We start from the raw sequence: 25,339 nt of genomic DNA on the forward strand, positions 1-25,339 counted from the left end.
CTATGTCCACGATCGCCGTCAACGTCCTGAACTTCAATCGGGCAGAATCCGATCTCATGTTCGCTCGCCTGGCCGCGGGCGTCGGCCTGGGCACGTGGAACCACACTCGTGATCTCGGGTCACTCGACAACCAGCCGATCATCCGCCAGAACCGCGACACTCTGTACAGCAGCGCGATCATCGACGTGCGCGAGAACGTCACGATCACGGTGCCCGATACCGGCAAGCGCTACATCTCCGTGTGGGTGGTCAGTCAAGATCATTACGGTCCCGTCATCCTGCGCGACCCGGGAGAGCACCTGCTCACGCGTGAATTGGTCGGGACCGACTACGCCGCACTGATCGTGCGCATCCTCGTCGATCCGAACAGCCCCGAAGACGTCGCCGAGGTGAACCGGTTGCAAGACGCCCTCAACATCGACGGCGGCGGAACGGGAGAGTTCCCGTTGCCCGACTACGACGAGCAATCGCAGACCGAGACCCGCGACGCACTCCTCGCACTCGCGCGTGGCATCACCACGTACGACCATTCATTCGGTACCGCTGCGGAAGTCGATCCGATCAGGCACCTGCTCGGTACCGCATCCGGCTGGGGTGGCCTTCCCGAGTACGAGGCCACCTACGTCAACTTCGACGAACGTCTCCCGGTCGGGGAATACCGTCTCCGCCTGAACGATGTTCCCGTGGATGCGTTCTGGTCGGTCTCGCTGTACAACGCGGCCGGATACTTCGAAGAGAACGCTCTGGGCGTCAACAGCATCAACAGCCTCACGGCCACCCCAGACTCCGACGGCAGCACCACCATTCGCTTCGGGGTCCATCTCGACGGCGTCGCGAACGCACTGCCCATCATGCCCGGGTGGAACTACGTACTGCGCCTGTACCGCCCCCGTCCCTCCGTGCTCGACGGCACCTGGACGGCGCCTCGTCCCGAAGCCCTGCAGCAAAGCGTTCCCCACGCACACACCACTCTCGGGTGACTCGACCTGATCACGGAGGTACAAGCCATGCGTCTGTTATTTCAGCTCGTTTCGCAATGTGTTCTCGGCGCGATCGCGCTGATCGTCGTGCATTTTGCTCTTCCCGGGGTCAGCCTGAGCGTGAACGGCTTCTTGGCCGCTATCGGTGTATTCACCCTCGCACACATGATCCTCGGCCCATTCGTGCTCAGCGTGGCACTGCACTACGCGGCTCCGCTCGCGGGTGGTGTCGGCTTGGTCGCCACACTGCTCGCGCTCTGGGTTGCGACCCTGGTCCCCGACGGTATCGAGATCAGCGGCGTCGGGTCCTGGATCCTCGCCCCGATCATCGTGTGGGTGATCACGGCATTGGGCGGGTGGATCTTCATGGCTCTCGTCATCGACAAGTGGATCAAGAGACGCAATGCCGAAAAGCTCGTGCGCAGTGTACAGAAGGCATGAATGATCAGTTCGGAAACGGAACCCACAAGGAGTCAGCCATGCCAACTCACCCGCTCGATCGCCGCGTTCTCCTGAAGACCGCTCCGAACTTCCGGGACCTCGGTGGCATTCCTGTTGCGGCCGGCACCGTCCGCGCGGGCGCGCTCTATCGTTCGGCGACTCTGGCGAAACTCGACGGCGACGACCTTGCCGCGGTCGCCGACTTGGACGTCCGGACGGTATACGACCTGAGGACCGCCGCCGAGCGCGACGGCGCACTCGACAATCTCCCTGACTCGACGCGCACAGTCTGGCTCGACGTACTTGCCGACAATGCCCAAAACGCCGCGGCCACTGGACTACTCATGACGGACCCGGTCGCATACGCCGAGACCATCAGCGATGGACGTGGGATCGCACAGATGGAGGAAGCCAACCGCAACTTCGTCAGCCTGCCGTCCGCTCTCGACGCCTATCGCACGTTCTACCTCGACCTCATCGACGAAAAACGCACCGGGGCAGCACTTTTCCACTGCACCACCGGCAAGGATCGAACCGGGTGGGCCGCGACCTCTTTCCTACTCCTCCTCGGGGCCGACGAAGCCGATGTACGCGCCGACTACCTGGAGACGAACACCGATCTGGCCCCCATGACAGAACCGATCCTCGACTTCGCCGCGAGCAAAGGCGTTGACGCAGAAGTGCTACGACCCCTCCTCGGAGTCCGTGACAGCTATTTCGACGCAGCTCTCGACGAAATGCGCACGCACTTCGGCACCGTCGAGGACTACGCAATCAACGGACTGAAGCTCACCGCAGAGCAACTCACCGCGCTCCGCGAGCGGTTCACATCCCGATCGGCCTTCATCAGCGCGACGTGATCGAAGCTCTCGGCGGGCAGGAATCCGTGCCCTCGTCCTGCTTCTTCGGGCGATTGCCCACCCGGGTGACCACGACGACGGCGACGATGCCCACCGCCAAGCCGAGCGCGGTGAACGGAGTGAAGGATTCTCCGAACATCAGTGCACCCCAGACCGCGGTGACGGGGGCGATCAAGAACATCAGGGTGTTGACGGACGTAATGCCGATGCGGCGGAGCAACAGCCAGTACAGCCCGTAACCACCGAAGGTGGACAACACGATCAACCAGAGCAACGCGATCCAGAATGTGCTGACACTCGGCGGTACGGCAGCATCCGAGACGATCGCCAGAGTTGTGAAAACTATTGCGCTGGTTGAGCAGTGGATGACCAAAGCCTGCAGTGGCGGTGTGGACGTGGGAGCGCGTTGCTGGACGAAGGTGGATGCAACCAGGCTGAGCATCCCCAGGAACGGAATCGCGTACGCCCACCACTGCGCCGATGTGCCGGCCCCGGCATCGGCTGCCGTGACCATCACGACGCCGCCCATTCCGATGGCCAACCCGATCCACTGCATACGCGGGACTGCGACACCGAGGACCGGACCGAGCAGTGCGGCAGCCACCAGCGGCTGAATACCGTCGATCAGCGCTGTGGTTCCGGTGTTCACGCCGAGATCGACTGCCCAGTACACCGACAACAGGTAGCCACTCTGGGAGAGCATCCCGATCACCACCTGCCTGCCGAGAGCCCGCGGTGCGGGCATCGTGTTCCGGCGCCGGGCGGAGAGCCAGACAATCGGGAGCAGTACCACCGCGAGCGGGAGAAAACGCCACATCAGCAGTGTGGGGACCTCGGCACTGCCGGCGCCGAGTTTGGCCCCGATGAATCCCGAACTCCAGCACGCGACGAACAGGACCGACAAGGTAGCCGTCACGGCAGATCTCGAGGTCACGATCCGAGGTATACCGATCTGTTTACTCATGAGCCCGACTATACAGATCGGTATACTTTTGTCCATGGCAGAGGAATCCACACCCGAATTGACTCCGAAAGCGCGTCGCATTCTGGAGTCTGCGTCGAAGCTGTTCTACGAAAAGGGGATTCATGCCGTAGGCGTGGATACCGTCGCACTGGACGCCGGGGTCACGAAGAAGACTTTGTACGAACGGTTCGGCTCGAAAGACGGTCTCGTCGTGGAATACCTGAGGGCTCGAGATCGGCGGTGGCGAATCTTTCGCGACGAGAAGCTCGCATCAGCCGGAGCTAGCCGCGCCGAACAGTTGAGTGCGGTATTCGACGCTTCCGCCTCCTGGTCCAAGGCGAGCGGAGGCAAGGGGTGCAGCATGATCAACGCGCACGCCGAGTTCAGCGATCACTCACATCCGGTGTTCGCTGTCATCGCCGAACAAAAGCGGGAGATGTCAGACCTTTTCCGGCGCATTCTGGCGACGGACGGACTAGCCGACGAACGTCTCGTCGAGGCAATCATGCTGCTTCACGAAGGTGCCCTCGTCGCAGACGGGATCGGTATCGGCACCGACCCCTTCGGTGCCGGCCGGAACGCAGCGCTCGAATTGCTCAAAAATTCAGACTGATTCGCGCAGTTGCGTCAACAGATCACTCCCCCATCCGCTTCGCCCCCACAGTCACTCCCTCACCCGCTTCGCCCCCACCATCCGACGCGCTATCTCCAGATACCTCTCCACCAACTCGTCCGGAGACAACTCACCGTCCGCTCGGTACCAGACCGCGACGGCGACGCACATCGTCACCACGGCTCGGCTGGCGTCCTCGGGATGGTCGGCTTCGAACACGCCCGAGGCGACGCCGTCGAGGACGATCCGGTCCACCTGCTTCTGCTGTTCGTCGCGCTGGGCGATGTAACCAGCCCGGCTGTCGGGCTCCATGCTGCGGATCTCGGAGGAGGCGACGAACGACTGCTCGCGTCGAAACATGTGGAACCGCAACAGAGATTCGATCACCGCGTCGAAGCGATCAGAGGGATCGTCCCCGGCATCGAGTTCGGCGGCGCGGCTTCGCTCCAACAACTCCGTCATCACAACGGTCGCCAGACCGATCAGCAGAGCCTGCTTGGACGGGTAGTGGTGGTAGAGCCCCGGCACCGACAGCCCGGACCGCGACGCGACGTCACGGATCGAAGTCCCGTGATAGCCCTGCTCGACGAACGCCTCCAACGCCGCAGCGAGCGGTTTCGGTAGTCCCAGGTCTTCGTAATCGCGCCAGGACCCGCGTACCGGAAGCTCGTTCGTCATACCGATACCGTAGATCGCTCTTGCGCCGCCGCCGAACACGTCGGAGCCATTGGTTAGAGTCGGTGTTCACCGAAAGACAGGGACCAGTCATGATCCATGTTCGCCACACCGCGGTTGCTGCCGTGCCGGTTGATGTCGCCTTCGACTACATCGACAACTACCGCAATGTCCCGACGTGGATGTTCGGTGTTTCCGAGTTCACCCCGTTCGGAGAGTTCGATCAGGGACTCGGCGCCACGTTCGACGCGGCCATGCAGATCGGGCCGAGCACGTTGCGCTCCAAACTCGAGGTCACCGAGTGGGAGAAGAATCGGATCATCAAGCTGTCCTCGCTCGGCGGTGTATCCAACTCGTCCACGTGGGAGTTCGCCGCGATCGACGATTCCAAGACCGAGCTTTCCGTCGACTTCGCCTACAAACTGCCCGGCGGCATTGCCGGCAAGGCACTCGGCCGATTGATCGGGCCGTTCGTCGAAAACGCTGTCAAGAACAGCGAGGAAACACTGCGCCACAGCCTCGAGGAGCAGTTCGCGGCCCGCGGCGAAGGCTGAAACTACCCGCGGTCGCCTTCGAGTCCCAGCGCGTTGGCCCACACCTGAGTAGCCGTCTTGACGACGTCCTCGAACGGGACGGGGTTGCCGTCGGCGCCAGGTTCCTCGGAGACGAATGAACTGTAGGCAAGACGGCTCACCATCGCCGACAGTGCTCGGGAAGCCAACAGCGGGTCCAACGAGGCGTCTGCCTTGCCAGCTGCTTGCAAGCGTTCGATGGCTCGGGCATTGCGAGAAATGAAGGTCTCGGCTCGGTCCCGACGCAGTTTCGCGAAGGCCGGGTCGATGTGCGATACCTGCTCGAGTAGGCCCATGAGTTTGGCGTTGCGGCGAAAAGCCGTCAGGTAGGCACGGTTGCTCGATTCGAGGACCGCATACGGATTGTCGACGTCGCGGACCCGTCCCATGCCTGGGTGCAGCATGTCTTCCTGCGCGACCTCGAGAACTGCGGCGAAGATCTGCTCTTTGTTGTCGAAGTAGGTGTAGAACGTGCCGGTGGAGCAGTTCGCTTCCTTGGTGATGTCCGTGAGACGGGCGTCGAGATACCCTGCGCGCTCGAACACCGTTCGAGCCGCTGCGACCAGAGAAGCCCTGGTCCGGACGCCGCGGGCAGTCACCGGCAGGTCACGCAGAAGCTCCGTCGCAGCCATGGATGGTGGCGGACGGTCTTCCCAGTTCTCCTGAGGTTCGGCGCGAGAGGTCACCAGCTACTTATACGGCAAAGCCGGCGACATCTCGGCATCGGCGTCAGGTGATGGTGATTCCTCCGTCGACGGCGATGGTCTGACCGGTGACGTATCCGCCGGCCTCGGACGCGAGCCACACCATGGTGGCCGCGAGCTCTTCCGGATCGCCCATGCGGCCGAGGATCAGGCGCGGAGCCATCGCGTCCAAGTAACCGTCGTTGTATTGGTCTGTCATTTCCGACTTGAAGAAGCCGGGCGCGATCGCGTTGACGCGAATGCCCTTGCGCGTTCCCCACTGCTGTGCGAGGTCGCGGGTCAATCCGACGACGCCTGCCTTGCTCGCCGCATAGGCGGCCTGCGGGAGTCCGGCGGTCGTCAATCCGAGAATGCTCGAGATGTTGACGATGGAGCTGCCCGGGAGCATGACGCGGCCGCAGGCCTGCGCTGCCCAGTAGGACCCGTTGAGGTTGATGTCGATGACGGCGCGGAACTGGTCCGGGGTCTCGCGGGTCGCCGGAACGGCAGTTCCGACGCCGGCATTGTTGACCAGCACGTCCACGCGGCCGAACTTCTCCATCGCGGCGTCGACCATGTTCTGAGCCTGAGCCGGATCGACGATGTCGGTGGCCACGCACAATGCTTCGCGGCCTGCGTCACGCACGAGCTTGGCCGTGTCTTCGAGCTTGTCGACGCGGCGAGCAGCGAGGACGACGTCCGCGCCGGCCTCTGCTGCGGCTTTCGCAAACGCCACCCCGAGGCCCGACGACGCACCGGTCACGATGACCACTCGATCGGTCAGAGAGAACTTGTCGAGAACAGACATGCGCGGTGATGCTCCTGTGTCGTCGGGTTCGGGAAGTGGCGGTTGCAGTGACGTATCGACTGCAGTTGCGAAATTACAGGCCGAGATCGCGGCCGATGAGTTCCTTCATGATCTCGTTGGATCCGGCCCAGATCTTGGTGACGCGGGCGTCCATCCACGCGCGAGCGGCGCGGTACTCGGTCATGAAGCCGTAGCCACCGTGCAACTGAACGCAGTGATCGAGGACCTCGTTCTGCACCTGCGCGGTCCACCACTTAGCCTTGGCGGCGTCGATGGCGGTCAGCTCGCCGGCAGCGTGTGCCGCGACGCAGTTGTCGACGTAGGCCTGGGTGACCTCGATGCGGGTGACGAGATCCGCGAGAAGGAATTTGTTCCACTGCAACGAGCCGATCGGCTGACCGAAAGCCTTGCGGTCCTTGGCATATTGCAGCGTCTCTTCGAGGATCGGAGCGGCGTGCGCGATGTTGGACACCGCAGCGCCGACGCGCTCCTGCGGCAGCATTTCCATCATGTGGATGAAGCCGCGGTCGATCTCACCGATGATGTTGGTGGACGGCACGCGAACGTTCTCGAAGAACAGTTCGGCGGTATCGGACTCGTGCTGGCCGACCTTGTCGAGCTTGCGTCCGCGCTCGAAGCCTTCCATGCCGGTCTCGACGGCAAAGAGGGTGATGCCCTTGGACTTCTTCTCGGGACTGGTCCGAGCCGCCACGATCACGAGGTCGGCGTTGTAGCCGTTGGTGATGAAGGTCTTGGAGCCGTTGATGATCCAGTCGTCGCCGTCCTTGACCGCAGTGGTCTTGAGCGAGGCGAGGTCGGATCCACCGGAAGGCTCGGTCATGCCGATGGCCGTCAGCATCTCACCGGTGCAGAACTTGGGCAGCCAACGCTGCTTCTGCTCTTCGGTGGTGAGCTGAACGAGGTAGGGAGCAACGACGTCGGCGTGAATGCCGAAGCTCGAGGCAACAGCCGCACTGGCGCGCGAGAGCTCTTCGGCCAGAACCGCGTTGAAGCGGTAGTCGCCGGCTTCGCTTCCGCCGTACGCCTCCGGAACCTCGAGTCCGAGGAAGCCGTTGCGTCCCGCTTCGAGCCAGATTTCACGATCGATGAAGCGCTGGTCGATCAGCTTCTCTGCGACCGGAAGGATGTTCCGGTTGACGAATTCGCGAGCAGATTCGCGAAATGCCTCGTGATCGGGTCCGTACAGAGTGCGACGCATGACGAGTTGCTTCCTTTCGGCGTGGCAAAGCCACACGTAACGATGTTCCTAAGCATTCGCTTAGAATCTAAGCACCTGCTTATAGTGAATCGAGAGCGGGATATTGTCAACATCGAAATCCGTCACACCTGGAGGAAACCGTGAGCGATTCACCTGACGTGGTGATCAGCCCCTCCAAAGCTGCGGCCCGTATCCGCGCGGCAGCCGTGGACGCTTTTGCCTCTGCCGGCTACGGCGGCACCACCACCCGTGACATCGCCGCGCGACTCGACATGAGTCCCGCCGCCATGTACCCGCACTACCGCTCGAAAGAAGAACTGCTTTTCGCGATCAGCTTCGAAGGCCACACCGAAGCGTTGAAGGTGGTCGAGGGCGCCGACCGACCTGGTGAAGAACCGTCCGTTCGTTTGCAGGAACTGATCAGCACCTTCGCCAGTTGGCAGGCCGGGCACCATTCACTCGCTCGCGTTGTCCAGTACGAACTCACTGCCCTCACACCAGAGCACTACCGAACCGTCGTCGCGCTTCGCCGCAGCACGACGCGGGTGGTCCGGGAGGTTGTCGATGCCGGCGTGCAGTCGGGCGATTTCACGATCCCCGATGCCGAAGGCGTCACCCTCGCCTTGATGTCCCTGTGCGTCGACGTGTGCCGCTGGTTCCCGGCCGGCAACTACACGAATCCGGAAGACATCGGAAAACTGTACGGAGACCTGGCATTGAGGATGGTGGGCGCCGCCCGAATCAGGTGACGCCGACCGCAGAAAGGACTCGGCCAGTGGCCAACCGCACCTATCTCTACTCGACCCCTGTTGCCCCGCATGAGAATCCGGCTGCCGCTCGCACCCGTGGACTCCAAGGAATCTCGGAGTGGTCGTACGCGATACCGCTGGTCCCCCGGATCCTTGTGTCCGTGAATCCGCTCCCCCGCCAGTCGATCATCTGGGACGACACCCCCGACCTGATCGCGGTCACCGCGCCCTGTGGTCCTGGTATCGCCCGGCTCGAAGACTTCCTCGGCCGCATCGATCACCCCGCACTCGGCACGATGGCCGGCGATGCGCTGCGTTTCCTGCACAGCCAAACCGAACCCGACCACTACTTCGTCCTCGAGTGCGGCGAGATCTTCGACATGGACGACGAACCGTTCGCCGAACAGGGCGCGGCCCTGATGGCCGGTCTGGCGGACATCGACGCCGAGATGGAAGCGGCGCTGGCCACACTCGCACCCGCCAAGCCGCGCTTCTGGGAGCGACTGTTCACGCCTACTCAGGAGAGCGTCGAGGAACCGCTACGCGAGCTCGGCCTCGGTTACTGGTCCGAGACCCTGTACTTCGATCTCGACGTCCCGCGATAGGCGAACCGAGCATCCATCGGTTTCAGACCAGTTGGTCCGCAAACAGGTACCCTCGGATTTCGTGTCCGACTACGCCACCGATCTGCCAACCGCTGCGTCCACCGTCCTCGGCGGTTGGGGTCGCACAGCCCGAACTACCTCGCATGTCGTTTCGACTCCTGATGTAGAGGCGATCGCAAAGGCCGTCGCCCGCGTCGCAGACGACAACGCGGACAAGCCGTTGCACCTCCGACGTGGAGTCATCGCTCGTGGCCTGGGCCGGTCTTACGGAGACAACGCGCAGAACACCGGCGGCTTGGTCATCGACATGACGGCCTTCCGTCGAATTCTCAAGATCGATGCCGAGTCCCGTCTCGTGGAGATGGACGCGGGAGTCTCTCTCGATCAGCTGATGCGCGCGGCGCTACCATTCGGTCTCTGGGTACCGGTACTCCCCGGAACACGCCAGGTAACCATCGGCGGAGCGATCGCCTGCGATATTCACGGCAAGAACCACCACACCGAGGGCAGCTTCGGAAATCATGTCCGCTCGATGGATCTGCTCACTGCTGACGGAAGTATCCGAACACTGGAGCCGCAAGGCCCGACATCCGAGCTCTTCTGGGCTACCGTCGGCGGGATCGGACTGACCGGGATCATCCTGCGCGTCACCCTCGAGATGACACCGACCGAAACGGCGTATTTCGCCAACGACGGCGCTCTGACCGCGAGTCTTGATGAAACCGTCGCTTTTCACAGCGACGGCAGCGAAGCCGACTACACGTATTCGAGCGCCTGGTTCGATGCAGTCAGTGCGCCGCCGAAGCTCGGCCGGGCCTCGATCACGCGTGGTTCGTTGGCGACCGTCGACCAGCTTCCGCTGAAATTGCAGAAGAATCCGTTGAAATTCGATGCGCCACAACTGTTCACGACACCGGATGTTTTCCCCAACGGCTTGATGAACAAGCTTTCGGCGTCAGCGATCGGCGAGTTCTACTACCGCACCGGCGACAACTACGTCGGGAAGGTGCAGAACCTGACGCAGTTCTACCATCCGCTCGACCTCATCGGTGAGTGGAACCGTGCCTACGGGTCCAAGGGATTCCTGCAATACCAGTTCGTGGTGCCCGTCGACGCGGTGGACGAATTCAAGAGCATCATCCGCGATATCCAGCGTTCGGGACACTACTCAGCTCTCAACGTCTTCAAACTTTTCGGCGAGGGAAACGCAGCGCCACTGAGCTTTCCGATGTCCGGGTGGAACGTCGCCTTCGACTTCCCGATCAAGTCCGGCCTGGGTGAGTTCGTCGCCTCCCTCGACAAACGGGTACTCGAATTCGGCGGTCGCCTCTACACCGCCAAGGACTCTCGGACTACCGCAGCAAGCTTCCACTCGATGTATCCGCGAATCGACGAGTGGATCCAGATACGCAGAAATATCGATCCGACAGGTGTTTTCGTGTCCGACATGGCCCGAAGACTCGAATTGGTCTGAGGAGCCGATCAGTCCGAGATCTCACCCAACCGACGCTCCAGGTAGGCCCGCTCCGGTTCCGTACCAACGAGTTTCAGAGCTTGTCGGTACGCGGATGCCGCTGCGTCGGTGCGCCCCAACCGAGCAAGTAGTTCGGCTCGTGCAAGGTGATACGGATGGTAGTCGGCAAGTTTGGGCTCCGCTGCCAGTTCCTCCAGCGCAGTCAGCCCGACTTCCTCGCCGTCGCGCATCGCCAACGCTACTGCCCGATTGACGGCCACGACCGGCGACGGAGTCAGCGTGAGGAGCACTCCGTAGAGAGCGCAGATCTGTGGCCAGTCGGTGCTCTCCACATCGGCGGCCTCGTCGTGCAATGCGGCGATGGCGGCCTGCACCCCGTACGGCCCCGGCGCTCCCCCGGTCAACGCGACTACGACGAGGTCGCTGCCTTCCTCGATCATCGGCTGGTCCCAAAACCCGCGATCCTGGTCTTCGAGGAGCACGATCCCGCCGGCGGCGTCGGTACGGGCATCCCGACGCGCGTGGACGAGAAGCATCAATGCAAGCAACCCGGCGATCTCGCGCTCATCGGGAAGCAATGCGCGCAAGATCCTCGCCAGCCTGATCGCCTCCACCGCCAGGTCGACGCGTTGCAGATCCGGACCCGAACTCGCTGCGTACCCCTCGGTGAACACCGAGTAGATCACCTGCAGAACACCGGGCAAACGTTCCGGGAGTTCTTCGGCGCTGGGAGTGCGGAAGGGAATCCGAGCCTGACGGATTTTCTTCTTCGCGCGCACGATCCGCTGCGCCATCGTCGCCGAAGGAACGAGGAAGGCCCGAGCGACTTCGGGCGTCGTCAACCCGCCGAGGCAACGCAAGGTGAGTGCGATTCGGTCGTCCTCGGCCAGCGCTGGGTGCGAGCAGGTGAAGAACAGCTGCAACCGCTCGTCGGGAAGTTCTCCGTCGACCGTGGGCGGCGCCGGGTCGGCACGATCGGCGTCCACCTGCATCACCGCCAATCGCGCCGCATAGGCCTGATCACGACGAAGCCTGTCGACGGCTTTACGACGCGCCGTGGTCAGCAGCCAGGCGCCCGGTTTAGCCGGCACTCCGTCCACGGGCCAGTGCACCAACGCGGCCTCGACGGCTTCGGAGGTGACTTCCTCGGCCAGATCCAGATCACCGAAGCGGCGGACGAGCGAGGCCAAGAGTCGTCCGCGTTCCTCCCGGAACACTGACTCGATGGAGTTCTCGGCCTGCTCGTCCACGGCGAATCAGTCCCCGAACCCGGCCAGTGGACGCACCTCGACGCTGCCGCCGTCGCGCGCGCCGGGGCACCGCGCGGCCCAGGAAAGCGCCGCATCCAGATCGGGAACGTCGATGACGTCGTAGCCGCCGAGGATTTCACGGGTTTCTGCGAAGGGTCCGTCGGTGACAGTCTTTTCTCCGGACTGCGAGACCCGAACCGTCGTCGTTGTCGTCAGGTCGGCGAGGGCATCGCCGGACACCCAGATCCCGGCATCCTTCATTTCCTTGTCGTATTGCTGCCAGTCCTCGAACGTGCACTGGGGTTCGGTGTCTCCGCCGGGTGCGGTGTAGATGAGCAACATGTACTTCATGACTGACTCCTTGGTCTGTTGTTTTTCTTGCGGCTTTCTTGCCTTACAACATGACGACGAACGGTTCTCCCCGGAATCGACAGGCGACTCGAAAAAACTTTTGGCGAGTTCGTCCGGGGCGCTGCCGTTAGGCTGAGTGTATGACCGAACGCGACCGGGACGCCGCTGGGAAACCCCTCAATTCGCGGCCCCGTGACGGACTCGGACGTCCACTGCCACGCGACGCAGCGGGCGGTGTCCCGCGCATTCCGGACGATGTACGCCTGCCACCAGACGAGTCGATCACCGAGGCTCAGCGCCTCCTCGACCACGGCATGCCTTTCCATGCACACGAGATTCTCGAAGGAACGTGGAAAGGCGCGCCGCCCGAGGAACGTGACCTGTGGCAGGGACTGGCTCAGCTGGCCGTCGGGCTCACCCATCTGCTTCGGGGCAACAACACCGGCGCCGTCTCACTCCTCGGCCAGGGTCACGACCGCATCAGGCACTACGAGGTCGAGAGTCCGCACGGCCTCGATATCCCCGGTCTACTGACGTGGTCCGAACACCTGCTCGCCGAAATCGATCGCCCCGGCGATTTCCCCGCCCCTCCGATTCCGAGGTTGAGAATCCCCTGATGCCCATCTTCCCCATGTTTCCGCTCGGCTCCGCTTTGCTACCGGGTGAGGTGTTGCCCCTGAACATCTTCGAACCTCGGTATCGCGCACTGGTCGAGAACGTTCTCGAAGCTGCCGACGGCCCACTGTTCGGAGTCGTGCTCATCGCTCGTGGCCACGAGGTCGGTGGCGGCGAATCACGTCACGACGTCGGCACTCTGGCTCGGATCGAGTCTCATGTCGCCATGGGTGCCGGGCGGTATCAGTTGTATTGCCGGACCGAAGACCGCATCCGGGTCAATCGATGGCTGCCAGACGATCCCTACCCACTTGCCGAGGTCGAATTGTGGCCTGACGAGAACAACGGAACACCAGTCACTGCTTACGAATACGACTCGCTCCTCGAGCGCATCGAGTTCATGTACGGAATGCTGGGAAAGCTCGCACTTCGGGCCGGCGAACAGACTCCGCGAATGCCCGTCCCACCGGATCCCTTGGATCCGCTGGGTTCTCGGCTGTATGCCCTCGCCAGGAGCATTCCAATGGGTGACGCCGATCGCCTGGCGATTTTGACCGCGCCAGGCGCCGACGAACGTATTCGCACACTCTCGGAGGCAGTCGAGAACACCATCGAGGTCGCGCAGTTCAATCTCCTCTGAGCGCAACTACGCCATCGTCTGACCCATGTCGATGACGATCTTCGTCCCGGTGACCGCGCGGGAGAGGTCCGTCGCGAGGTAGACGACGGCGTTGGAGATGTCCTCGACGGTGGTGCGCGGGACGGACGTGAGCGGCCACTTGTACGAGTTCATGTACTCCGGATGAGTAGTGAGCACTTTACCCACGTTGGGATCGTTACCCATCTCGGTCTCCACCGCGCCAGGGTGGATGCTGTTGACTCGAATGTCGAAGCTTCCCAATTCCGTTGCAGCAGTGCGAGCCAAACCCACGAGGCCGTGCTTGGCCGCCGAGTAGTGCGCGCAGCCGGGCGCTTCGGCGACGCCGGCAGCACTGCTCACAATCACGATGGAACCACCGTTGCCGGCTTCGATCATTGCAGGAACCGCAGCTGTCATCGTGCGCCAGACACCATTGAGATTGATGTCCACCAGCGTCGACCACTGCTCTTCAGGCATCTCCCAGAAACGGTTCCACGTAGCGATGCCCGCATTGGCAATCACGACGTCGAGGCGACCGAACTTGTCGACGCCCGACGCCACCGCCGCACGCAGTGCCTCGAGGTCACGGACGTCCGCTACAGCGGTGACGATCTCGCGCCCCTCCGCTCGCACGAGACGAGCCGTTTCTTCGAGGTCGGCTTCAGTCGCGGCCGCGTAACCCACGTCTTCGGACACCGACGCGCACACGTCGACAGCGATGACGTCTGCACCTTCCTGCGCGAGTCGAATCGCGTGATTGCGTCCCTGACCCCGCGCTGCACCGGTGATGAAAACGACCTTGCCTGCCAACAGTTGTGTCATGGCCGGGACGTTAGACGCTGATGTGGCCCGCTGCCTGCGAGTTCCCGCTCGACGGGAATCAACCGTCGACGATGACGACGTGAAGATTCCTCGGACCATGGACACCTTCGACGCGCTCGAGTTCGATGTCGGAGGTCGCCGACGGGCCGCTGATCATGGTGGTGGGGCGCTCCGGTGTCAGATTCGCAATCGCCTCCGGCACTCCCACTTCCACACTGCTGCGATACACGACGCAGATGTGTGTGTCCGGTACCAGTGTCAACGCACGGCGTCCCTGCGATGGACCGGCGTCGAGGAAGATGGTGCCGGTTTCGGCGCACGCTACCTTCGAGCCGGTGACAACGGCGTCGAGGTTCTCGAGTTCAGGAGCCGGTACGTCCGGGCTGTCCACCACCAGCGTTCCGTCGAATCCGGCTACCCATGATCGGTCGAGGCCGGCGGGGATCCCCAGAGTGTGTAGTCCGTGCTCTCTCACTATTCCGGTGACGGCCTCAGCGATTTCTGTTGCAGCGCAATGGTGAACGTGCGCCTTGTAGTCCACCAGACGGTCGACGAACAAATCGATGAGTTCCTCGTCGGACATGGTTCTGCCAGTCCGGTAGTTTCGCGGTATCTCGCCTTCGCGGGCGGGCGCCAAGGTGATGGCATCAAGAATGCGTCCGAGCACCACCTCACGTGAATTCATCTGTCCGCCTTCCCGCCACGACGAGCCTCGTCCAATGCCGCGCGGCCTTCGTCGGAGTCCCACCAGGATCGGAAGGTCTGCTTGGGCGGTGCGGGAATGTCTCTGGCAGCTGTCCAACCGTTCAATGGAGGTGGCAACGTAGAGATCTTCCCTTTCCTGCCGGCCACGACGCGTCCGAGCCCGGCAGCTTTCTGAGCCAACGTCCACCGGCCCTCGGTCGACATCGCCAGAGAGGCGGCTTTCATCGCCAAAGACTCTGCTGTGACACCGGATTGCTCGACCTTCTGGTGCCGCAATTCGACGAGCAGCGAGGGTATGTCGATCTTGACCGGGCAGGCGTCGAAGCACGCACCGCACAGACTCGAGGCAAAGGGAAGCGTCGAGTTGGGATCGTCTTTGCCATGCATGCCCGCGAGCTGCGGAGTCAGCACCGCGCCGATCGGTCCCGGATAGGTCGATCCGTAGGCGTGACCGCCGGTGCGCTCGTAGACCGGGCACACGTTCAGACACGCCGAGCACCGTATGCAGCTCAGGGCTTCCCTCCCGATCTTGTCGGCAAGCGCGGCAGTCCGACCGTTGTCGAGGAGGACCAGGTGGAACTCCTGTGGACCGTCGTCGGGCGTGACGCCGGTCCACATGGAGGTGTACGGGTTCATCCGCTCCCCCGTCGAGGACCGCGGCAGCAGTTGCAGGAAGACCTCCAGATCCTGATACGTCGGCAGAATCTTCTCGATGCCCATCACGGTGATCAGTGTTTTCGGCAGCGTCAGGCACATTCGCCCGTTGCCCTCCGACTCCACGACGGTCAGAGTGCCCGTGTCCGCGATGCCGAAATTGGCGCCGGAGACGGCGACCGGCGTCGTCATGAACTTGTGGCGCAGAAACTTTCGTGCAGCAGCGGCAAGTTCGGCCGGGTTCTCCCCGAGGTTCGGATCGACATCTGGCATCTCTCGAAGAAATATCTCGCGAATCTCGGACCTGTTGCGATGGATCGCGGGAACCAGGATGTGCGACGGTTTGTCGTGGCCGAGTTGGACGATCAATTCCGCGAGATCGGTCTCGTAGGCGGTGATTCCGTGGGCTTCGAGATGCTCGTTGAGACCGATCTCCTGCGTGGCCATCGACTTGACCTTGATGACCTCGTCGGAGCCGGTGGCTTTGACAAGTTCGGTCACAATGGCGTTGGCCTCGTTGGCATCCGCCGCCCAATGCACCTGCCCACCGCGCGCGATGACTGCAGCTTCGAACTGTTCGAGCAGTTCCGGCAACCGCGCCATGACGTCGGCCTTGATCGCCGAACCCGCATCACGCAGGTCTTCCCAATCGGGAAGCTCTCCAGTCACGTTGATGCGCTTGGCACGGATGGTGTGCGTCGCCTTGCCGATATTGCGTCGCAGTTGCGCGTTGGCCAGCTCGTGATGTGCTGCGACGGGGAATTTCTCAGTACCTCGCAGGAACCCTGCACCCTCGGGCGACCTCGGCGGGAAGCTGGGCAGACCCAGCGTCACAGCGCTCATGCGTGCACCCGGCTTTCCACCGACGCCAGAATCTCCGCGAGGTGAATGGTCTTGGCGCCCATCTGCAGTCGTGACATACCGCCGCCGATGTGCATGAGGCAGGACGAGTCTCCGGCGCTGCAGAATTCGGCGCCGGTGTCCGCAACGTGGCGAATCTTGTCCGCCAGCATGGCCGTCGAAGTCTCCGCATTCTTGATGGCGAAGGTGCCGCCGAATCCACAGCAGGAATCTGCTTCGGGGAGTTCGACCAGATCGATGTCGCGGACGTTGCGCAGCAACTGAAGTGGCTTGTCCCCTACCCTCAGCATCCGCAGTGAGTGACAGGTCGGGTGATAGGTGACCCGGTGCGGGAAGTACGCGCCCACATCGGTGACCCCGAGAACGTCCACGAGGAATTCGGAAAGCTCGTACGTCTTTGCCTTCACGGTCTGCACCTGTCCACACAGCGACGCGGTGCCGTAGCGCTCGGCGACGATCTCGTGTTGATGACGGACCGAGCCGACGCACGACCCCGATGGTGCGACAACCGCGTCGATCGACGCATCACCGAAGGTATCGGCGTAGTTCGCGACCAGCGGTAGTGCGCCCGGCTGATAGCCGGTATTGACGTGCATCTGCCCGCAGCAAGTCTGCCCGGACGGAAACACGACGTCGTGCCCGAGACGGGTGAGCAGGAGGGCGGTGGCCTTGACGGCGTCGGGAAACATCGTGTCCCCGATGCAGGTGGCGAACAGCGCTACTCGCATGTGGTTCCCCGCAATCTGTCGGTGTGGTCTGACCACAGTAATACATCCCCGGACAGGCCACCCCATAAACGGCGTCCACCCGGTTATGCTCTTGCCTCATGCCGACCGAGCCGAGCCCGCGAGCGTGGGAACAAGTACTGAGCCATCTCGAACGTCGGCTGGTTTCAGGCGAGGTGTCTCCTGGCCAGCGCCTGCCGGGAGAGAGAATTCTGGCAGCAGAGTTGGGCGTCGGACGGTCATCGGTCCGAGAAGCGTTGCGGGTCATGGAAGCACTCGGCCTCCTGAAGGCGCAGACTGGATCCGGCCCGACGTCCGGCGCGATGATCGTCGCCAAACCGACCGGCGGTATGACCATGCTGATGCGGATGCAGGTTGCAGCACAGGGCTTTCCGGTATCGGACGTAGTGAAGACACGACTCGTACTCGAATCCGAGGTGATGCAGTCCCTGGCATCGCGGACCCCGGCACCCGACCTCCGCGCGGCCGTCGAACTGCTCGACTCGATGGAGGACGCAGCTCTCTCGGCCGAGGAATTCTTGCTACTCGACGCACAGTTCCACGTGGCGCTCGCCGACGCGGCGGGCAATCAGGTGATCGCAGCCATGATGACCGGCCTGCGCGAGTCCATCGAGGCCTACGTTCTCGCGGGCGTCCAGATCGACAGCTGGCCGAGCACCTGCATGCGACTGCGTGACGAACACCGAGGATTGGTGGATGCGGTCAACGCGGGTGACGGCGAACTCGCACGTCAGCGCATAGTCGGCCACATCCGCGGTTACTACTCGGAAAGCGCGCACTCCGGCCGGTGACAGGGGGTGGTAATTGCGCCTCCAGAAGTCGTGTACTGTTGGTTTCACACCGACGCGGGGTGGAGCAGCTCGGTAGCTCGCTGGGCTCATAACCCAGAGGTCGCAGGTTCAAATCCTGTCCCCGCTACAAAGAAGAGGCCCGTAGGTTGCGAAAGCGACCTACGGGCCTTTTGCTGTGCGCCTTTATTAACCGCCGGGGGTTAATAAAGGCGCACAGCAGTACCTCACACCGCCACGTTGTGAAAATCGATCTCCGCGGCCAGCATGCCTGAGAACCACCGATCCAGGTCCTCGTCGGTGACGGACTCGGGCATGGCGTCCACCTCGCACGCCAGCACCGCCACCTGAGACACGAACGGCGGAGCGACATGCATGTCCACCCAGTCCTGCAACGCTGGTTCGCGATCTACCTTCACTGCCGCCGCCTCCCGGCACCACGACAGATACAGGGTTTCCGCGGCGTACATGCCCACCAGCGCCGCCGCCCTGCCCTCTTCGCGAGCGAGGGCCAAGGCGTGCGTGGACAGCACGGCCGACTCCTCGACCAGCGCCGCTGCGTCACCCTCGTACGGGAAGCGGGAACGCAACTGCGCGAAATACTCGCGCTGCTCGCCCACCAGGTTCGACATCGACGTCACGTGGTCGAGCGCGTCGTCGAGCGTCGGGGATTCGGCGACCACCAACCCCAACACCTTGACGGCCGTCAGTACGAATGCCTCTTCGATCACGAGGTACCGGCGGAATCCCTCATCACTCAACGTCCCGCCGATGGTGTCCTCGATGAATGGAACCGCCCGCGCGGCAGCGAGATTACTCTGCTGCCGCGCGAGCAGGTCTGAGGAGCGACTCATTCGCCGGCGACCCAACTGATCAAGCCGTCGAACAGGTCGGTGTATCCGGGCCACTGCTCACAGAACTCCGGCGGAGCCCAGTGCGGCGAGCAGTCCGAGGTGAAGACGATCGACCGTCCGGCGCCGTATTCACCGGCAGCGACAAGCGGGTCGCCGTTGATGGTGGCGGGAACCACGGCACCGTCCTTCGCGACGACGCGGTTGTATCCCAGGAGCGCCGGCCAGGAATCGCCGGCACCACCGATAGCCGGGTGAGCAGCATCGACGACGGTGGGAACGATCCCGGCCGGTGTCTCGACGCGATCGTCCTCGGCCAGCATCGTCACGGGCAGTACCTCGGCGATCGCGGTCTGGCGGAAAGCTGCTCGCGCCTGGAACCCGGAGAACGAGAGGTAACCACCGATCATCATCAGTGAGCCGCCGGCGTTCACCCAGTCACGTAGCGCGACAAGACGATCCTCGCCGGCGCGGAACTGGTCGAACACGCCGGGAGCCAGCTGCAGCGAGTTCGCTCCGATGTCGGAGAGAACGACGACGTCGAACTGGGACAACGCTTCTGCGGTACCGGGGAACTGCGTCGGCACCAGGTGTGCGGGCATGTGTGTCACGTCGTGGCCACGTGAGGTGAGCGCATCCCGAAGCGGACCGACACCCTCGACGTAGGAATGGACACTGAACTCGTCGACGCCCTTGACGTGCGTCGACGTCGTCATCCAGCTCTCGCCGGCGATCAGTACTCGTTTACCCATGACTGCTTCTGTTTCCTTTCGCGGCCTGCTCGAAGAGCGACCTCGGGTTGTCTCGCATCAACGCGGACACTTGCTGGGGATCTACGCCTGCGCGCACCAATCGGGCGGCGAAGGCGAGTGGTACGTAGGAGAATCCGTTTCCGCCGTGCTTTCTGAGCATTGATTTGAGGAAGAGGTCGTGACTGAGCAGGAGCTGTGATGCGTGACCGGAGGTGACCAATCCGGCTACCGCAGTGGCTGTTTCCGCCGGATGCGGCGAAAGACCCTCGCCGGGGAAATCGAAAGGCATCCCGATCATGTCGAATTCGAGAAAGACACCGCGGTCGGCGAGCGATCGTTGGTAGTCGGCGTCGTGTCCGGACGGGTCCATGTGGCACAGCACCACTGCTTGCGGATCGACGCCCATCTCGTCGACCACGATGTCGACGACGTGATGTCCCACGCGCTGCCAGCCCGGAAGGTGGACGAACAGGGGCACGTCCACCTCGCGCTGGGCGATGCATGCCGCCCTCAACGCTTTCGCCTCGTTCTGAGTGAAGAGCGGGGAGACTCCGATCTCCCCGATCACGCCAGGTGCCAATTCCTTTGCCGGATCGAACTCCTCGACGAGCGAACCTGCCAGATCGTCGACACCGAGTTCGTGGACCTCGACCGGATGGGTCGTCTCGAGGTACCACCCTGAACCCATGATCACTCGCACGTCTGACTTTCGCGAGAACTCCGCCAACTTCTCCGGTGCCCGGCCCAGTCCCGGCGGTGTCAGATCGACGATCGTCCGACCACCGAGGCGGGCGAAGTCCGCAAGGTCTTCCACCACGGCCGATCCGTCGTCGACTCGACAATTGTCGAGACTGTAGTACGGATTGTCGTGAAGAAGCCAGGCATCCTCGGCGCGTACCGGACCGGCCAACCGCTGTGCCACAACCGGATCCGGGGCCTCGGTGTACGCACCGGTGACGTCGTTGTGCAGATGTTCGTGTGGGAGAACCAGTCCGAGTTCCGAGCTGTCCACAGTTCCCGTGACAGTACGAACCTTGCTCATGAGCGTGCAGGCCCCGACGGTGCGGACTGCAGGTGTCGCCACAGCGCGCTCAGTGTATGTCCGCGCATGTTGATCCAGATGGCCAGTAGCAGAACGACACCGGTGATGATCGGCGTCAGGAACGGGCTCACGCCGAGCAGGGTCAGTCCGTTCGCGATGATTCCGGTCAGGACGGCGCCGATGACGGTACCGATCACGGTGCCGCGACCGCCGAAGAGATTGGTGCCACCGAGAACCACCGCGGTGATCACCGTGAGCTCGAATCCCGTTGCGGAGTTGGCCGAACCCGAGCCCAGTCGAGCCGCGATCAGCAGTCCCGCGATACCGGCAGCCAAGCCGGTGAAGACGAGCGTCATCATGAGCACACGACGCGTGTTGACGCCGGACCGTCGCACGGATTCGACGTTGGAGCCGATACCGGTGACGTAGCGCCCGAAGCGCATGCGGTTGAGCGCAATTGCTCCGATGACCACGACGACGAGAGCAATCCAGGCGCTGGCGGAGAACCCGAGGAACTCTGCAGTTCCGAGCTTCGCGAAGTAGGTGTCTGCCGGGACCGGAACGGAGAACCCTTCGGTCCGGTACAGCGCGATGCCGCGGATGACGGACATCGTCGCCAGAGTCACGATGAACGGCGGAATACCCTGATAGGCGGCCAGCCAACCGTTGACCAGACCCCAGGCCGCACCCATCACCGGGGCGGCGACGAAGACCAGGGACGAATCGACGCCCGCCTGGATCAGTTCGGCACTCATCGCCGCGACGAACGCGACGATCGCACCGACGGACAGGTCGATCTGTCCGGCCGTGATCACGAAAGTCATTGCTACCGCGATGATCAGAACCGGAGCGATCTGGGTTGCCAGGTTCGACAGGTTCGTGAATGTCAGGAACGACGACGTGGTCGCCGAGAAGACAGCTGCGACAGCAATTGTCACCGCGAGCATCGCAAGCGTCGGCTTGTTGACGCTGTCCCACAACGACGGCTTGGCGGCAAGCTTTCGCTCGACCGGTGCCTGGGTCTTCTCGAGAGTGGTCATGCCGTGACTCCCTGGGCTGCTGCCGGTGTCCGTTGCGGCACCGGAGTTCGAGTGATGAGTCCGACGAGAGACTCGATGTTGAGGTCGCCGATCGGAACGTCGTCGACGCTCTGCCCCTCGTACATGACCGTGATTCGGTCACACACGCGGAACAGATCCTGCAGGCGGTGCGTCACGAGAATGACGCCCACCCCGGCCGCTGCCACGTCCGTGATCAGCTTGAGCACCGACTCGACCTCGGCGACGGCAAGCGCAGCGGTGGGCTCGTCGAGGATCAATACGTCGGGCCGGAAAGAGACCGCGCGGGCGATCGCGACGGTTTGCCGCTGTCCACCGGACAGCTGCCCGATCTCCTGGTAGGTCGACTTCACCTTGACATGAAGGTCAGCAAGAATGTGAGCCGCCTTCTCGTGCATAGCATGCCGGTCGAGGAAGGGACCTTTTCGCGGTTCTCGGCCGAGGAACAGGTTGCTGGCGACGTCGAGCGTGTCGCACAGAGCCAGGTCCTGGTAGACGATTCCGATCTTCTTCTGCTGCGCGTCGAGCGGCGTCGAAAAGCGTACTGGTTCACCGTTGACTCGCATTTCACCGCCGTCGTGCTGAACCGCGCCGGCGAGAATCTTCATCAGAGTGGACTTACCGGCGCCGTTGTCGCCGACCACTCCGAGTACTTCACCCTTCGCCAGCCGAAGGTCCACTCCTTGAAGGGACTTCACCGGTCCGTACGACTTGGTGATGCCCGAGAGTTCGATCAGTGGAGGTGCCATGATTACTTCTCCAAGTAGTACATGTAGTCGGCCACGTTCTCCGGAGTCACGATCTGGGTGGGAACGGGGATGTTTGCCGGAGCGCCGCGGCCACAAGCCAGGTCGATTGCCGAATTCATTGCCTCGTGGCCGAATTCGAAGGTGTTCTGCTGGACCACGCCTTTAAGCCAACCGGCTTTGAGTCCGCCTACCGCCTGATCCGAAAGATCCCAACCGACTGCTTCGATGCGATCCTGCGCCTTCTGACTGTTGACCGCCGCGACGAGTCCGATCAAGGCCGGCTCACCGGTTGCGTAGACGTACTTCATGTCGCCGCCGCCGGTCAGCAGGTTCTCCGCTGCGGTCTGTGCGTTCTCCTGAATGTTACGTCCGTCCACGACAGTGCCGACGGTCATTCCGCGGCCGGTCACGGTCTCGGTGAAGCCCTTCTGCCGCTCCAGCTGGACTGTGCTGTTGAGCGCGCCGACGATACCGACCGTTCCGGTGTTGTTCGCGACATCGACCAAGGTGTTTCCGATCTTGGCACCGCCCTCGGCGTTGGCCGTACCGACCTGAGTCGACAGTGCCGGATCGTCGATGGTCGCGTCGACCGCGACGACGGGGATGCCCGCGTTCTTGGCCTTGACCACCGACGGCTTGATTCCGTCCGTGTCGATTGCATCGACGATGATCGCGTCGACACCGGCGGCGATCAGATTGTCGAAGGCGTTGGCCTGCGCGACGGAATCGTCGTTGCCGCTGATGATCTGCAGGTCGACGCCTGCCTTGTCCGCGACGTTCTTCGCGGCATTGTTGATCTGGTTGAAGTACAGCGCCTGGAGATTGATGGTCACCAGGCCGACCTTGAGCTTGCCGTTCGTCCCGTCACAGCTTTCGGCGACCCGGGTCGGCTGCGGGATGGACGAGCCCCCCGATGCGTCCTTCGAGTCACTCGACGAAGCCGAGTCACAAGCGGTGAGCGTGAGCGCGACTGCAGCTCCCAGCGCCAGAGGCAAAGCACGTTTCATCATCGAGTCTCCAAAAGGGTGTGAGGGGTCAATGTTGCTGTGAAGCTGTCCAATTCATCTCGGGTGGGGCATCCGCGGGGTCCTGCGGTGGCGCAAGCCAAGGCAGCCGAGGCTCCCGCGAGTCGTGCGGCGTCCACCGGTGAGCGCCCGGCGTCGACAAAAGCGATGTACGTACCGCCGAAGCAATCGCCGGCCCCGACTGCATCGACGACGTCGACCACTACTGCCGGTTCGCTCGTCACCTCGCCGTCCGGTGTGGCCAGTGTCCAACCTCGCGAGCCGTCGGTCACCAGCAGGTGGGTGTGGTGCTCGGCGGCCAGAGTCTGCCACTGGTCGAATCCGATCCCGAACGCGCCTTCCCACAGGGCACGCCCTACGACGACGTGGTCGGCCAGAGCGAACGCGCGCAGTGCCGCGGCTTTGTTTTCACAACCGTCCAAATCAATTACCAGACTTACGCTTCCCGGTAATTCATCCGGGAGGAAGACCGCACGGTATCCGTCGAGGAACAGTCGTCCTCCGCCGGCAGCGGCCAATCGGGTAACGACAACTCCGATGCGTTCGGCATCGTTCGGGTCGTCCTGGCTGATGATGGAGCGATCGCCGTCCTGCGCGATGAGAACAACTGCCGTCGACAGGAACGCATCTCGCGGCGACCAACTGGTGTCGACGCCATCTGCCTCGAGGGCTTCGAGAAACTCGGTGGACCGCGCGTCCGGGCCCACGGCACCGGCAAAGATCACCTGCGCGCCCATTCGGGCCGCGGATACCGCAGCATTTGCATTCATTCCACCGTCGATCTGACTGATGGCCGTTGCCTGAACGCGCTCCCCGAGTACCGGTACGTGTGGGACATGCACCGTCACATCGTTGTTGGCGTATCCACAAAAGACAATCATGGTTACTTTCCTGCAGCCCGGGACAGTTCGCGGACCTTCTCGCCTGCGACCCGTCCCCACCAGCGTCCATTGTCCTTCACCGAAGATGCAACTATGGCACCGTCGCATTCCTTCATCAGCGCTGCGACATTGGCAGCCGTGATGCCGGATCCGATGATCACCGGAAGAACGGTGTTGTCTCGGATCACGGAAACCTCGTCGACCGAAGCGGCGTCACCGGTGCGCGAACCCGTCGCGATCAGAACGTCTGCGTCGAAGAACTCGGCGTCTTCGGTCTGTTCCGCGACAGTGCGGTCCGCGACAATGGCATGCGCACCGTGTTTGACGTGCACGTCAGCGAAGATCCGGACCGGGTCGGCGCCGATGCGATGGCGGAAGCGCGTCGTCTTGGCGGCCTGGCCCTCGATGAAGCCCTCATTGGCAATGTAGGCATTTGCCCACTGATTGACGCGCACAAAACTCGCGCCTGCCGCCCACGCTGCGGCCACTCCGCACTCGCCGGCGTTGGACAGGATGCTGACGCCGACGGCCTTGCCGAACTCGCCGACCACCGCTGCCGTGATGACTCCCATGCTCGCGGCGGTTTCGTATCCGTGTTCGCCGGGCTTGAGGAACGGTATGTCCCAGTGATTTTCGACGATCACACCGTCGAAACCGTTGTCGACATACGCGTGTGCTTCCTCGACGGCGAAGCGAGCAATTTCCGAAACCGGCTGCCCGGTGTAGTGCGGGCTGCCCGGCAGGGCCGGGAGGTGAATGGCCCCGATGAGAGATGGCGTGCCAGTGAACATCTCTGCCAGCGCCGAGGGCTTGGGCGGAAAGACTCCGAGCGGTGATGCGGTCACTTCAGCTACCCCATTCCATGCGCAAGATTTGCGCTGTATGTCCATGCACAAGATCTGCACA

At 62.9% G+C, this 25,339-nt stretch carries 30 protein-coding genes and 1 tRNA gene; 12 read left to right on the forward strand and 19 right to left on the reverse strand.

What is annotated here, in order from left to right:
* Window positions 1-2: 2 nt before the first annotated feature.
* The 3 genes from ACBG85_RS24880 to ACBG85_RS24890 are packed head-to-tail and all read left to right on the forward strand — an operon-like array spanning window position 3 to window position 2,281.
* Complete coding sequence (locus ACBG85_RS24880) at window positions 3-980, forward strand: DUF1214 domain-containing protein (RefSeq protein WP_030537231.1); 978 nt, start codon at window positions 3-5, stop codon at window positions 978-980.
* A 27-nt stretch (window positions 981-1,007) separates the two neighbouring features.
* Window positions 1,008-1,421 carry a phage holin family protein gene (locus ACBG85_RS24885; RefSeq protein WP_003940418.1) on the forward strand — a complete coding sequence of 138 codons (414 nt, stop codon included), beginning with the start codon at window positions 1,008-1,010 and terminating at the stop codon, window positions 1,419-1,421.
* A 38-nt stretch (window positions 1,422-1,459) separates the two neighbouring features.
* Complete coding sequence (locus ACBG85_RS24890) at window positions 1,460-2,281, forward strand: tyrosine-protein phosphatase (protein ID WP_242692582.1); 822 nt, start codon at window positions 1,460-1,462, stop codon at window positions 2,279-2,281.
* Here the strand turns inward: ACBG85_RS24890 and ACBG85_RS24895 are convergent.
* Window positions 2,268-3,245, reverse strand: coding sequence for a DMT family transporter (locus ACBG85_RS24895; protein ID WP_372025241.1), 978 nt, complete (start codon window positions 3,243-3,245; stop codon window positions 2,268-2,270). The two genes, ACBG85_RS24890 and ACBG85_RS24895, sit on opposite strands and share 14 nt — an antisense overlap.
* A 34-nt stretch (window positions 3,246-3,279) precedes the next feature.
* On the opposite strand from ACBG85_RS24895, the gene ACBG85_RS24900 reads away from it, so the two are divergent.
* Complete coding sequence (locus tag ACBG85_RS24900) at window positions 3,280-3,858, forward strand: TetR/AcrR family transcriptional regulator (protein WP_047272072.1); 579 nt, start codon at window positions 3,280-3,282, stop codon at window positions 3,856-3,858.
* Window positions 3,859-3,909: 51 nt separating this feature from the next.
* On the opposite strand, the gene ACBG85_RS24905 is transcribed toward ACBG85_RS24900, so the two are convergent.
* Entirely contained in the window at window positions 3,910-4,536 is a 627-nt protein-coding gene (locus ACBG85_RS24905) for a TetR/AcrR family transcriptional regulator (protein ID WP_099698126.1), read from the reverse strand.
* Between the two features lie 89 nt (window positions 4,537-4,625).
* On the opposite strand from ACBG85_RS24905, the gene ACBG85_RS24910 reads away from it, so the two are divergent.
* Window positions 4,626-5,087 carry an SRPBCC family protein gene (locus ACBG85_RS24910; protein WP_003940411.1) on the forward strand — a complete coding sequence of 154 codons (462 nt, stop codon included), beginning with the start codon at window positions 4,626-4,628 and terminating at the stop codon, window positions 5,085-5,087.
* Window positions 5,088-5,089: 2 nt separating this feature from the next.
* Here the strand turns inward: ACBG85_RS24910 and ACBG85_RS24915 are convergent, their stop codons facing one another.
* The 3 genes from ACBG85_RS24915 to ACBG85_RS24925 form a co-directional block, all read right to left on the reverse strand.
* Window positions 5,090-5,737 carry a TetR/AcrR family transcriptional regulator gene (locus ACBG85_RS24915; RefSeq protein ID WP_256082592.1) on the reverse strand — a complete coding sequence of 216 codons (648 nt, stop codon included), beginning with the start codon at window positions 5,735-5,737 and terminating at the stop codon, window positions 5,090-5,092.
* 97 nt (window positions 5,738-5,834) lie between these two features.
* Window positions 5,835-6,596 (reverse strand): SDR family NAD(P)-dependent oxidoreductase, encoded by a 762-nt coding sequence (locus tag ACBG85_RS24920; RefSeq protein WP_003939707.1) that lies wholly within the window; start codon window positions 6,594-6,596, stop codon window positions 5,835-5,837.
* Window positions 6,597-6,669: 73 nt separating this feature from the next.
* Window positions 6,670-7,815: an acyl-CoA dehydrogenase family protein gene (locus tag ACBG85_RS24925; protein WP_007730036.1), complete on the reverse strand. Its 1,146-nt coding sequence runs from the start codon at window positions 7,813-7,815 to the stop codon at window positions 6,670-6,672.
* A gap of 140 nt (window positions 7,816-7,955) precedes the next feature.
* Here ACBG85_RS24925 and ACBG85_RS24930 point away from each other — a divergent pair, with 140 nt between their 5' ends.
* From ACBG85_RS24930 to ACBG85_RS24940, 3 genes are all read left to right on the forward strand, one after another.
* Window positions 7,956-8,564 carry a TetR/AcrR family transcriptional regulator gene (locus ACBG85_RS24930; protein ID WP_030536572.1) on the forward strand — a complete coding sequence of 203 codons (609 nt, stop codon included), beginning with the start codon at window positions 7,956-7,958 and terminating at the stop codon, window positions 8,562-8,564.
* Window positions 8,565-8,590: 26 nt separating this feature from the next.
* Window positions 8,591-9,169 (forward strand): hypothetical protein, encoded by a 579-nt coding sequence (locus tag ACBG85_RS24935; RefSeq protein WP_311093970.1) that lies wholly within the window; start codon window positions 8,591-8,593, stop codon window positions 9,167-9,169.
* A 61-nt stretch (window positions 9,170-9,230) separates the two neighbouring features.
* Complete coding sequence (locus ACBG85_RS24940; RefSeq protein ID WP_372025245.1) at window positions 9,231-10,643, forward strand: FAD-binding protein; 1,413 nt, start codon at window positions 9,231-9,233, stop codon at window positions 10,641-10,643.
* 8 nt (window positions 10,644-10,651) lie between these two features.
* Here ACBG85_RS24940 and ACBG85_RS24945 read toward each other — a convergent pair whose 3' ends face one another.
* Window positions 10,652-11,893, reverse strand: coding sequence for an RNA polymerase sigma factor (locus ACBG85_RS24945; protein WP_064687766.1), 1,242 nt, complete (start codon window positions 11,891-11,893; stop codon window positions 10,652-10,654).
* Window positions 11,894-11,899: 6 nt separating this feature from the next.
* Window positions 11,900-12,244, reverse strand: coding sequence for a YciI family protein (locus tag ACBG85_RS24950; RefSeq protein ID WP_003939718.1), 345 nt, complete (start codon window positions 12,242-12,244; stop codon window positions 11,900-11,902).
* A 140-nt stretch (window positions 12,245-12,384) separates the two neighbouring features.
* On the opposite strand from ACBG85_RS24950, the gene ACBG85_RS24955 reads away from it, so the two are divergent.
* Together ACBG85_RS24955 and ACBG85_RS24960 are read left to right on the forward strand one after the other, a co-directional pair.
* Window positions 12,385-12,861, forward strand: coding sequence for a DUF309 domain-containing protein (locus ACBG85_RS24955; protein ID WP_209447989.1), 477 nt, complete (start codon window positions 12,385-12,387; stop codon window positions 12,859-12,861).
* Window positions 12,861-13,499, forward strand: coding sequence for an LON peptidase substrate-binding domain-containing protein (locus ACBG85_RS24960; RefSeq protein WP_003940076.1), 639 nt, complete (start codon window positions 12,861-12,863; stop codon window positions 13,497-13,499). Before ACBG85_RS24955 ends, ACBG85_RS24960 begins: the two co-directional genes overlap by 1 nt.
* Before the next feature lie 6 nt (window positions 13,500-13,505).
* Here the strand turns inward: ACBG85_RS24960 and ACBG85_RS24965 are convergent, their stop codons facing one another.
* Genes ACBG85_RS24965 through ACBG85_RS24980 form a run of 4 tightly spaced genes read right to left on the reverse strand, consistent with a single transcriptional unit; the run spans window position 13,506 to window position 17,269 of the window.
* The gene (locus tag ACBG85_RS24965; RefSeq protein WP_042446953.1) at window positions 13,506-14,321 is read right to left on the reverse strand and encodes a mycofactocin-coupled SDR family oxidoreductase; all 816 of its coding nucleotides are present in this window, start codon (window positions 14,319-14,321) and stop codon (window positions 13,506-13,508) included.
* A 58-nt stretch (window positions 14,322-14,379) separates the two neighbouring features.
* Entirely contained in the window at window positions 14,380-15,006 is a 627-nt protein-coding gene (locus ACBG85_RS24970) for an LUD domain-containing protein (RefSeq protein WP_311093971.1), read from the reverse strand.
* A complete protein-coding gene (locus ACBG85_RS24975) occupies window positions 15,003-16,523 on the reverse strand; it encodes a LutB/LldF family L-lactate oxidation iron-sulfur protein (protein ID WP_218695753.1) in 1,521 nt (506 codons plus the stop codon). The genes ACBG85_RS24970 and ACBG85_RS24975 overlap by 4 nt, the downstream gene beginning before the upstream one ends.
* The gene (locus tag ACBG85_RS24980) at window positions 16,520-17,269 is read right to left on the reverse strand and encodes a (Fe-S)-binding protein (protein WP_003940529.1); all 750 of its coding nucleotides are present in this window, start codon (window positions 17,267-17,269) and stop codon (window positions 16,520-16,522) included. The genes ACBG85_RS24975 and ACBG85_RS24980 overlap by 4 nt, the downstream gene beginning before the upstream one ends.
* Window positions 17,270-17,367: 98 nt before the next feature.
* Between ACBG85_RS24980 and ACBG85_RS24985 the strand changes: the two genes are divergently transcribed.
* Both ACBG85_RS24985 and ACBG85_RS24990 read left to right on the forward strand, forming a co-directional pair.
* Window positions 17,368-18,078, forward strand: coding sequence for a FadR/GntR family transcriptional regulator (locus ACBG85_RS24985; protein ID WP_054831226.1), 711 nt, complete (start codon window positions 17,368-17,370; stop codon window positions 18,076-18,078).
* Between the two features lie 53 nt (window positions 18,079-18,131).
* A tRNA-Met gene (locus ACBG85_RS24990) sits at window positions 18,132-18,205 on the forward strand.
* Between the two features lie 97 nt (window positions 18,206-18,302).
* On the opposite strand, the gene ACBG85_RS24995 is transcribed toward ACBG85_RS24990, so the two are convergent.
* From ACBG85_RS24995 to ACBG85_RS25030, 8 genes are read right to left on the reverse strand one after another with little or no spacing between them, the layout of a single operon-like run.
* The gene (locus ACBG85_RS24995) at window positions 18,303-18,929 is read right to left on the reverse strand and encodes a TenA family protein (protein WP_099698115.1); all 627 of its coding nucleotides are present in this window, start codon (window positions 18,927-18,929) and stop codon (window positions 18,303-18,305) included.
* Window positions 18,926-19,678 carry a glutamine amidotransferase gene (locus ACBG85_RS25000; protein ID WP_372025250.1) on the reverse strand — a complete coding sequence of 251 codons (753 nt, stop codon included), beginning with the start codon at window positions 19,676-19,678 and terminating at the stop codon, window positions 18,926-18,928. Before ACBG85_RS25000 ends, ACBG85_RS24995 begins: the two co-directional genes overlap by 4 nt.
* Complete coding sequence (locus ACBG85_RS25005; RefSeq protein ID WP_228232250.1) at window positions 19,671-20,762, reverse strand: phosphotriesterase; 1,092 nt, start codon at window positions 20,760-20,762, stop codon at window positions 19,671-19,673. Before ACBG85_RS25005 ends, ACBG85_RS25000 begins: the two co-directional genes overlap by 8 nt.
* Window positions 20,717-21,760, reverse strand: a complete 1,044-nt coding sequence (locus ACBG85_RS25010) for an ABC transporter permease (protein WP_372025252.1) — start codon at window positions 21,758-21,760, stop codon at window positions 20,717-20,719. Before ACBG85_RS25010 ends, ACBG85_RS25005 begins: the two co-directional genes overlap by 46 nt.
* Window positions 21,757-22,527 (reverse strand): ATP-binding cassette domain-containing protein, encoded by a 771-nt coding sequence (locus tag ACBG85_RS25015; RefSeq protein ID WP_372025254.1) that lies wholly within the window; start codon window positions 22,525-22,527, stop codon window positions 21,757-21,759. The genes ACBG85_RS25010 and ACBG85_RS25015 overlap by 4 nt, the downstream gene beginning before the upstream one ends.
* Window positions 22,528-22,529: 2 nt before the next feature.
* Window positions 22,530-23,537, reverse strand: coding sequence for a substrate-binding domain-containing protein (locus ACBG85_RS25020; protein WP_372025256.1), 1,008 nt, complete (start codon window positions 23,535-23,537; stop codon window positions 22,530-22,532).
* Entirely contained in the window at window positions 23,534-24,433 is a 900-nt protein-coding gene (locus ACBG85_RS25025; RefSeq protein WP_372025257.1) for a carbohydrate kinase family protein, read from the reverse strand. The genes ACBG85_RS25020 and ACBG85_RS25025 overlap by 4 nt, the downstream gene beginning before the upstream one ends.
* A gap of 2 nt (window positions 24,434-24,435) precedes the next feature.
* Window positions 24,436-25,278 (reverse strand): BtpA/SgcQ family protein, encoded by an 843-nt coding sequence (locus ACBG85_RS25030; RefSeq protein WP_003940276.1) that lies wholly within the window; start codon window positions 25,276-25,278, stop codon window positions 24,436-24,438.
* Window positions 25,279-25,339 lie beyond the last annotated feature (61 nt).

The organism is Rhodococcus sp. NyZ502 (assembly GCF_041464245.1).
Taxonomy (GTDB): Bacteria; Actinomycetota; Actinomycetes; order Mycobacteriales; family Mycobacteriaceae; genus Rhodococcus_F; species Rhodococcus_F qingshengii.

Coding starts and splice junctions, on each gene's coding strand:
- ACBG85_RS24980 (WP_003940529.1), bottom strand. CDS start 17,269: ATGCGAGTAGCGCTGTTCGCCACCTGCATCGGGGACACGATGTTTCCC.
- ACBG85_RS25000 (WP_372025250.1), bottom strand. CDS start 19,678: ATGGGTAAACGAGTACTGATCGCCGGCGAGAGCTGGATGACGACGTCG.
- ACBG85_RS24925 (WP_007730036.1), bottom strand. CDS start 7,815: ATGCGTCGCACTCTGTACGGACCCGATCACGAGGCATTTCGCGAATCT.
- ACBG85_RS24995 (WP_099698115.1), bottom strand. CDS start 18,929: ATGAGTCGCTCCTCAGACCTGCTCGCGCGGCAGCAGAGTAATCTCGCT.
- ACBG85_RS24905 (WP_099698126.1), bottom strand. CDS start 4,536: ATGACGAACGAGCTTCCGGTACGCGGGTCCTGGCGCGATTACGAAGAC.
- ACBG85_RS24975 (WP_218695753.1), bottom strand. CDS start 16,523: ATGAGCGCTGTGACGCTGGGTCTGCCCAGCTTCCCGCCGAGGTCGCCC.
- ACBG85_RS24955 (WP_209447989.1), top strand. CDS start 12,385: ATGACCGAACGCGACCGGGACGCCGCTGGGAAACCCCTCAATTCGCGG.
- ACBG85_RS25010 (WP_372025252.1), bottom strand. CDS start 21,760: ATGACCACTCTCGAGAAGACCCAGGCACCGGTCGAGCGAAAGCTTGCC.
- ACBG85_RS25025 (WP_372025257.1), bottom strand. CDS start 24,433: ATGATTGTCTTTTGTGGATACGCCAACAACGATGTGACGGTGCATGTC.
- ACBG85_RS24895 (WP_372025241.1), bottom strand. CDS start 3,245: ATGAGTAAACAGATCGGTATACCTCGGATCGTGACCTCGAGATCTGCC.
- ACBG85_RS24885 (WP_003940418.1), top strand. CDS start 1,008: ATGCGTCTGTTATTTCAGCTCGTTTCGCAATGTGTTCTCGGCGCGATC.
- ACBG85_RS24985 (WP_054831226.1), top strand. CDS start 17,368: ATGCCGACCGAGCCGAGCCCGCGAGCGTGGGAACAAGTACTGAGCCAT.
- ACBG85_RS24920 (WP_003939707.1), bottom strand. CDS start 6,596: ATGTCTGTTCTCGACAAGTTCTCTCTGACCGATCGAGTGGTCATCGTG.
- ACBG85_RS24880 (WP_030537231.1), top strand. CDS start 3: ATGTCCACGATCGCCGTCAACGTCCTGAACTTCAATCGGGCAGAATCC.
- ACBG85_RS24965 (WP_042446953.1), bottom strand. CDS start 14,321: ATGACACAACTGTTGGCAGGCAAGGTCGTTTTCATCACCGGTGCAGCG.
- ACBG85_RS24950 (WP_003939718.1), bottom strand. CDS start 12,244: ATGAAGTACATGTTGCTCATCTACACCGCACCCGGCGGAGACACCGAA.
- ACBG85_RS24970 (WP_311093971.1), bottom strand. CDS start 15,006: ATGAATTCACGTGAGGTGGTGCTCGGACGCATTCTTGATGCCATCACC.
- ACBG85_RS24890 (WP_242692582.1), top strand. CDS start 1,460: ATGCCAACTCACCCGCTCGATCGCCGCGTTCTCCTGAAGACCGCTCCG.
- ACBG85_RS24915 (WP_256082592.1), bottom strand. CDS start 5,737: ATGGCTGCGACGGAGCTTCTGCGTGACCTGCCGGTGACTGCCCGCGGC.
- ACBG85_RS24910 (WP_003940411.1), top strand. CDS start 4,626: ATGATCCATGTTCGCCACACCGCGGTTGCTGCCGTGCCGGTTGATGTC.
- ACBG85_RS25020 (WP_372025256.1), bottom strand. CDS start 23,537: ATGATGAAACGTGCTTTGCCTCTGGCGCTGGGAGCTGCAGTCGCGCTC.
- ACBG85_RS24900 (WP_047272072.1), top strand. CDS start 3,280: ATGGCAGAGGAATCCACACCCGAATTGACTCCGAAAGCGCGTCGCATT.
- ACBG85_RS24960 (WP_003940076.1), top strand. CDS start 12,861: ATGCCCATCTTCCCCATGTTTCCGCTCGGCTCCGCTTTGCTACCGGGT.
- ACBG85_RS25015 (WP_372025254.1), bottom strand. CDS start 22,527: ATGGCACCTCCACTGATCGAACTCTCGGGCATCACCAAGTCGTACGGA.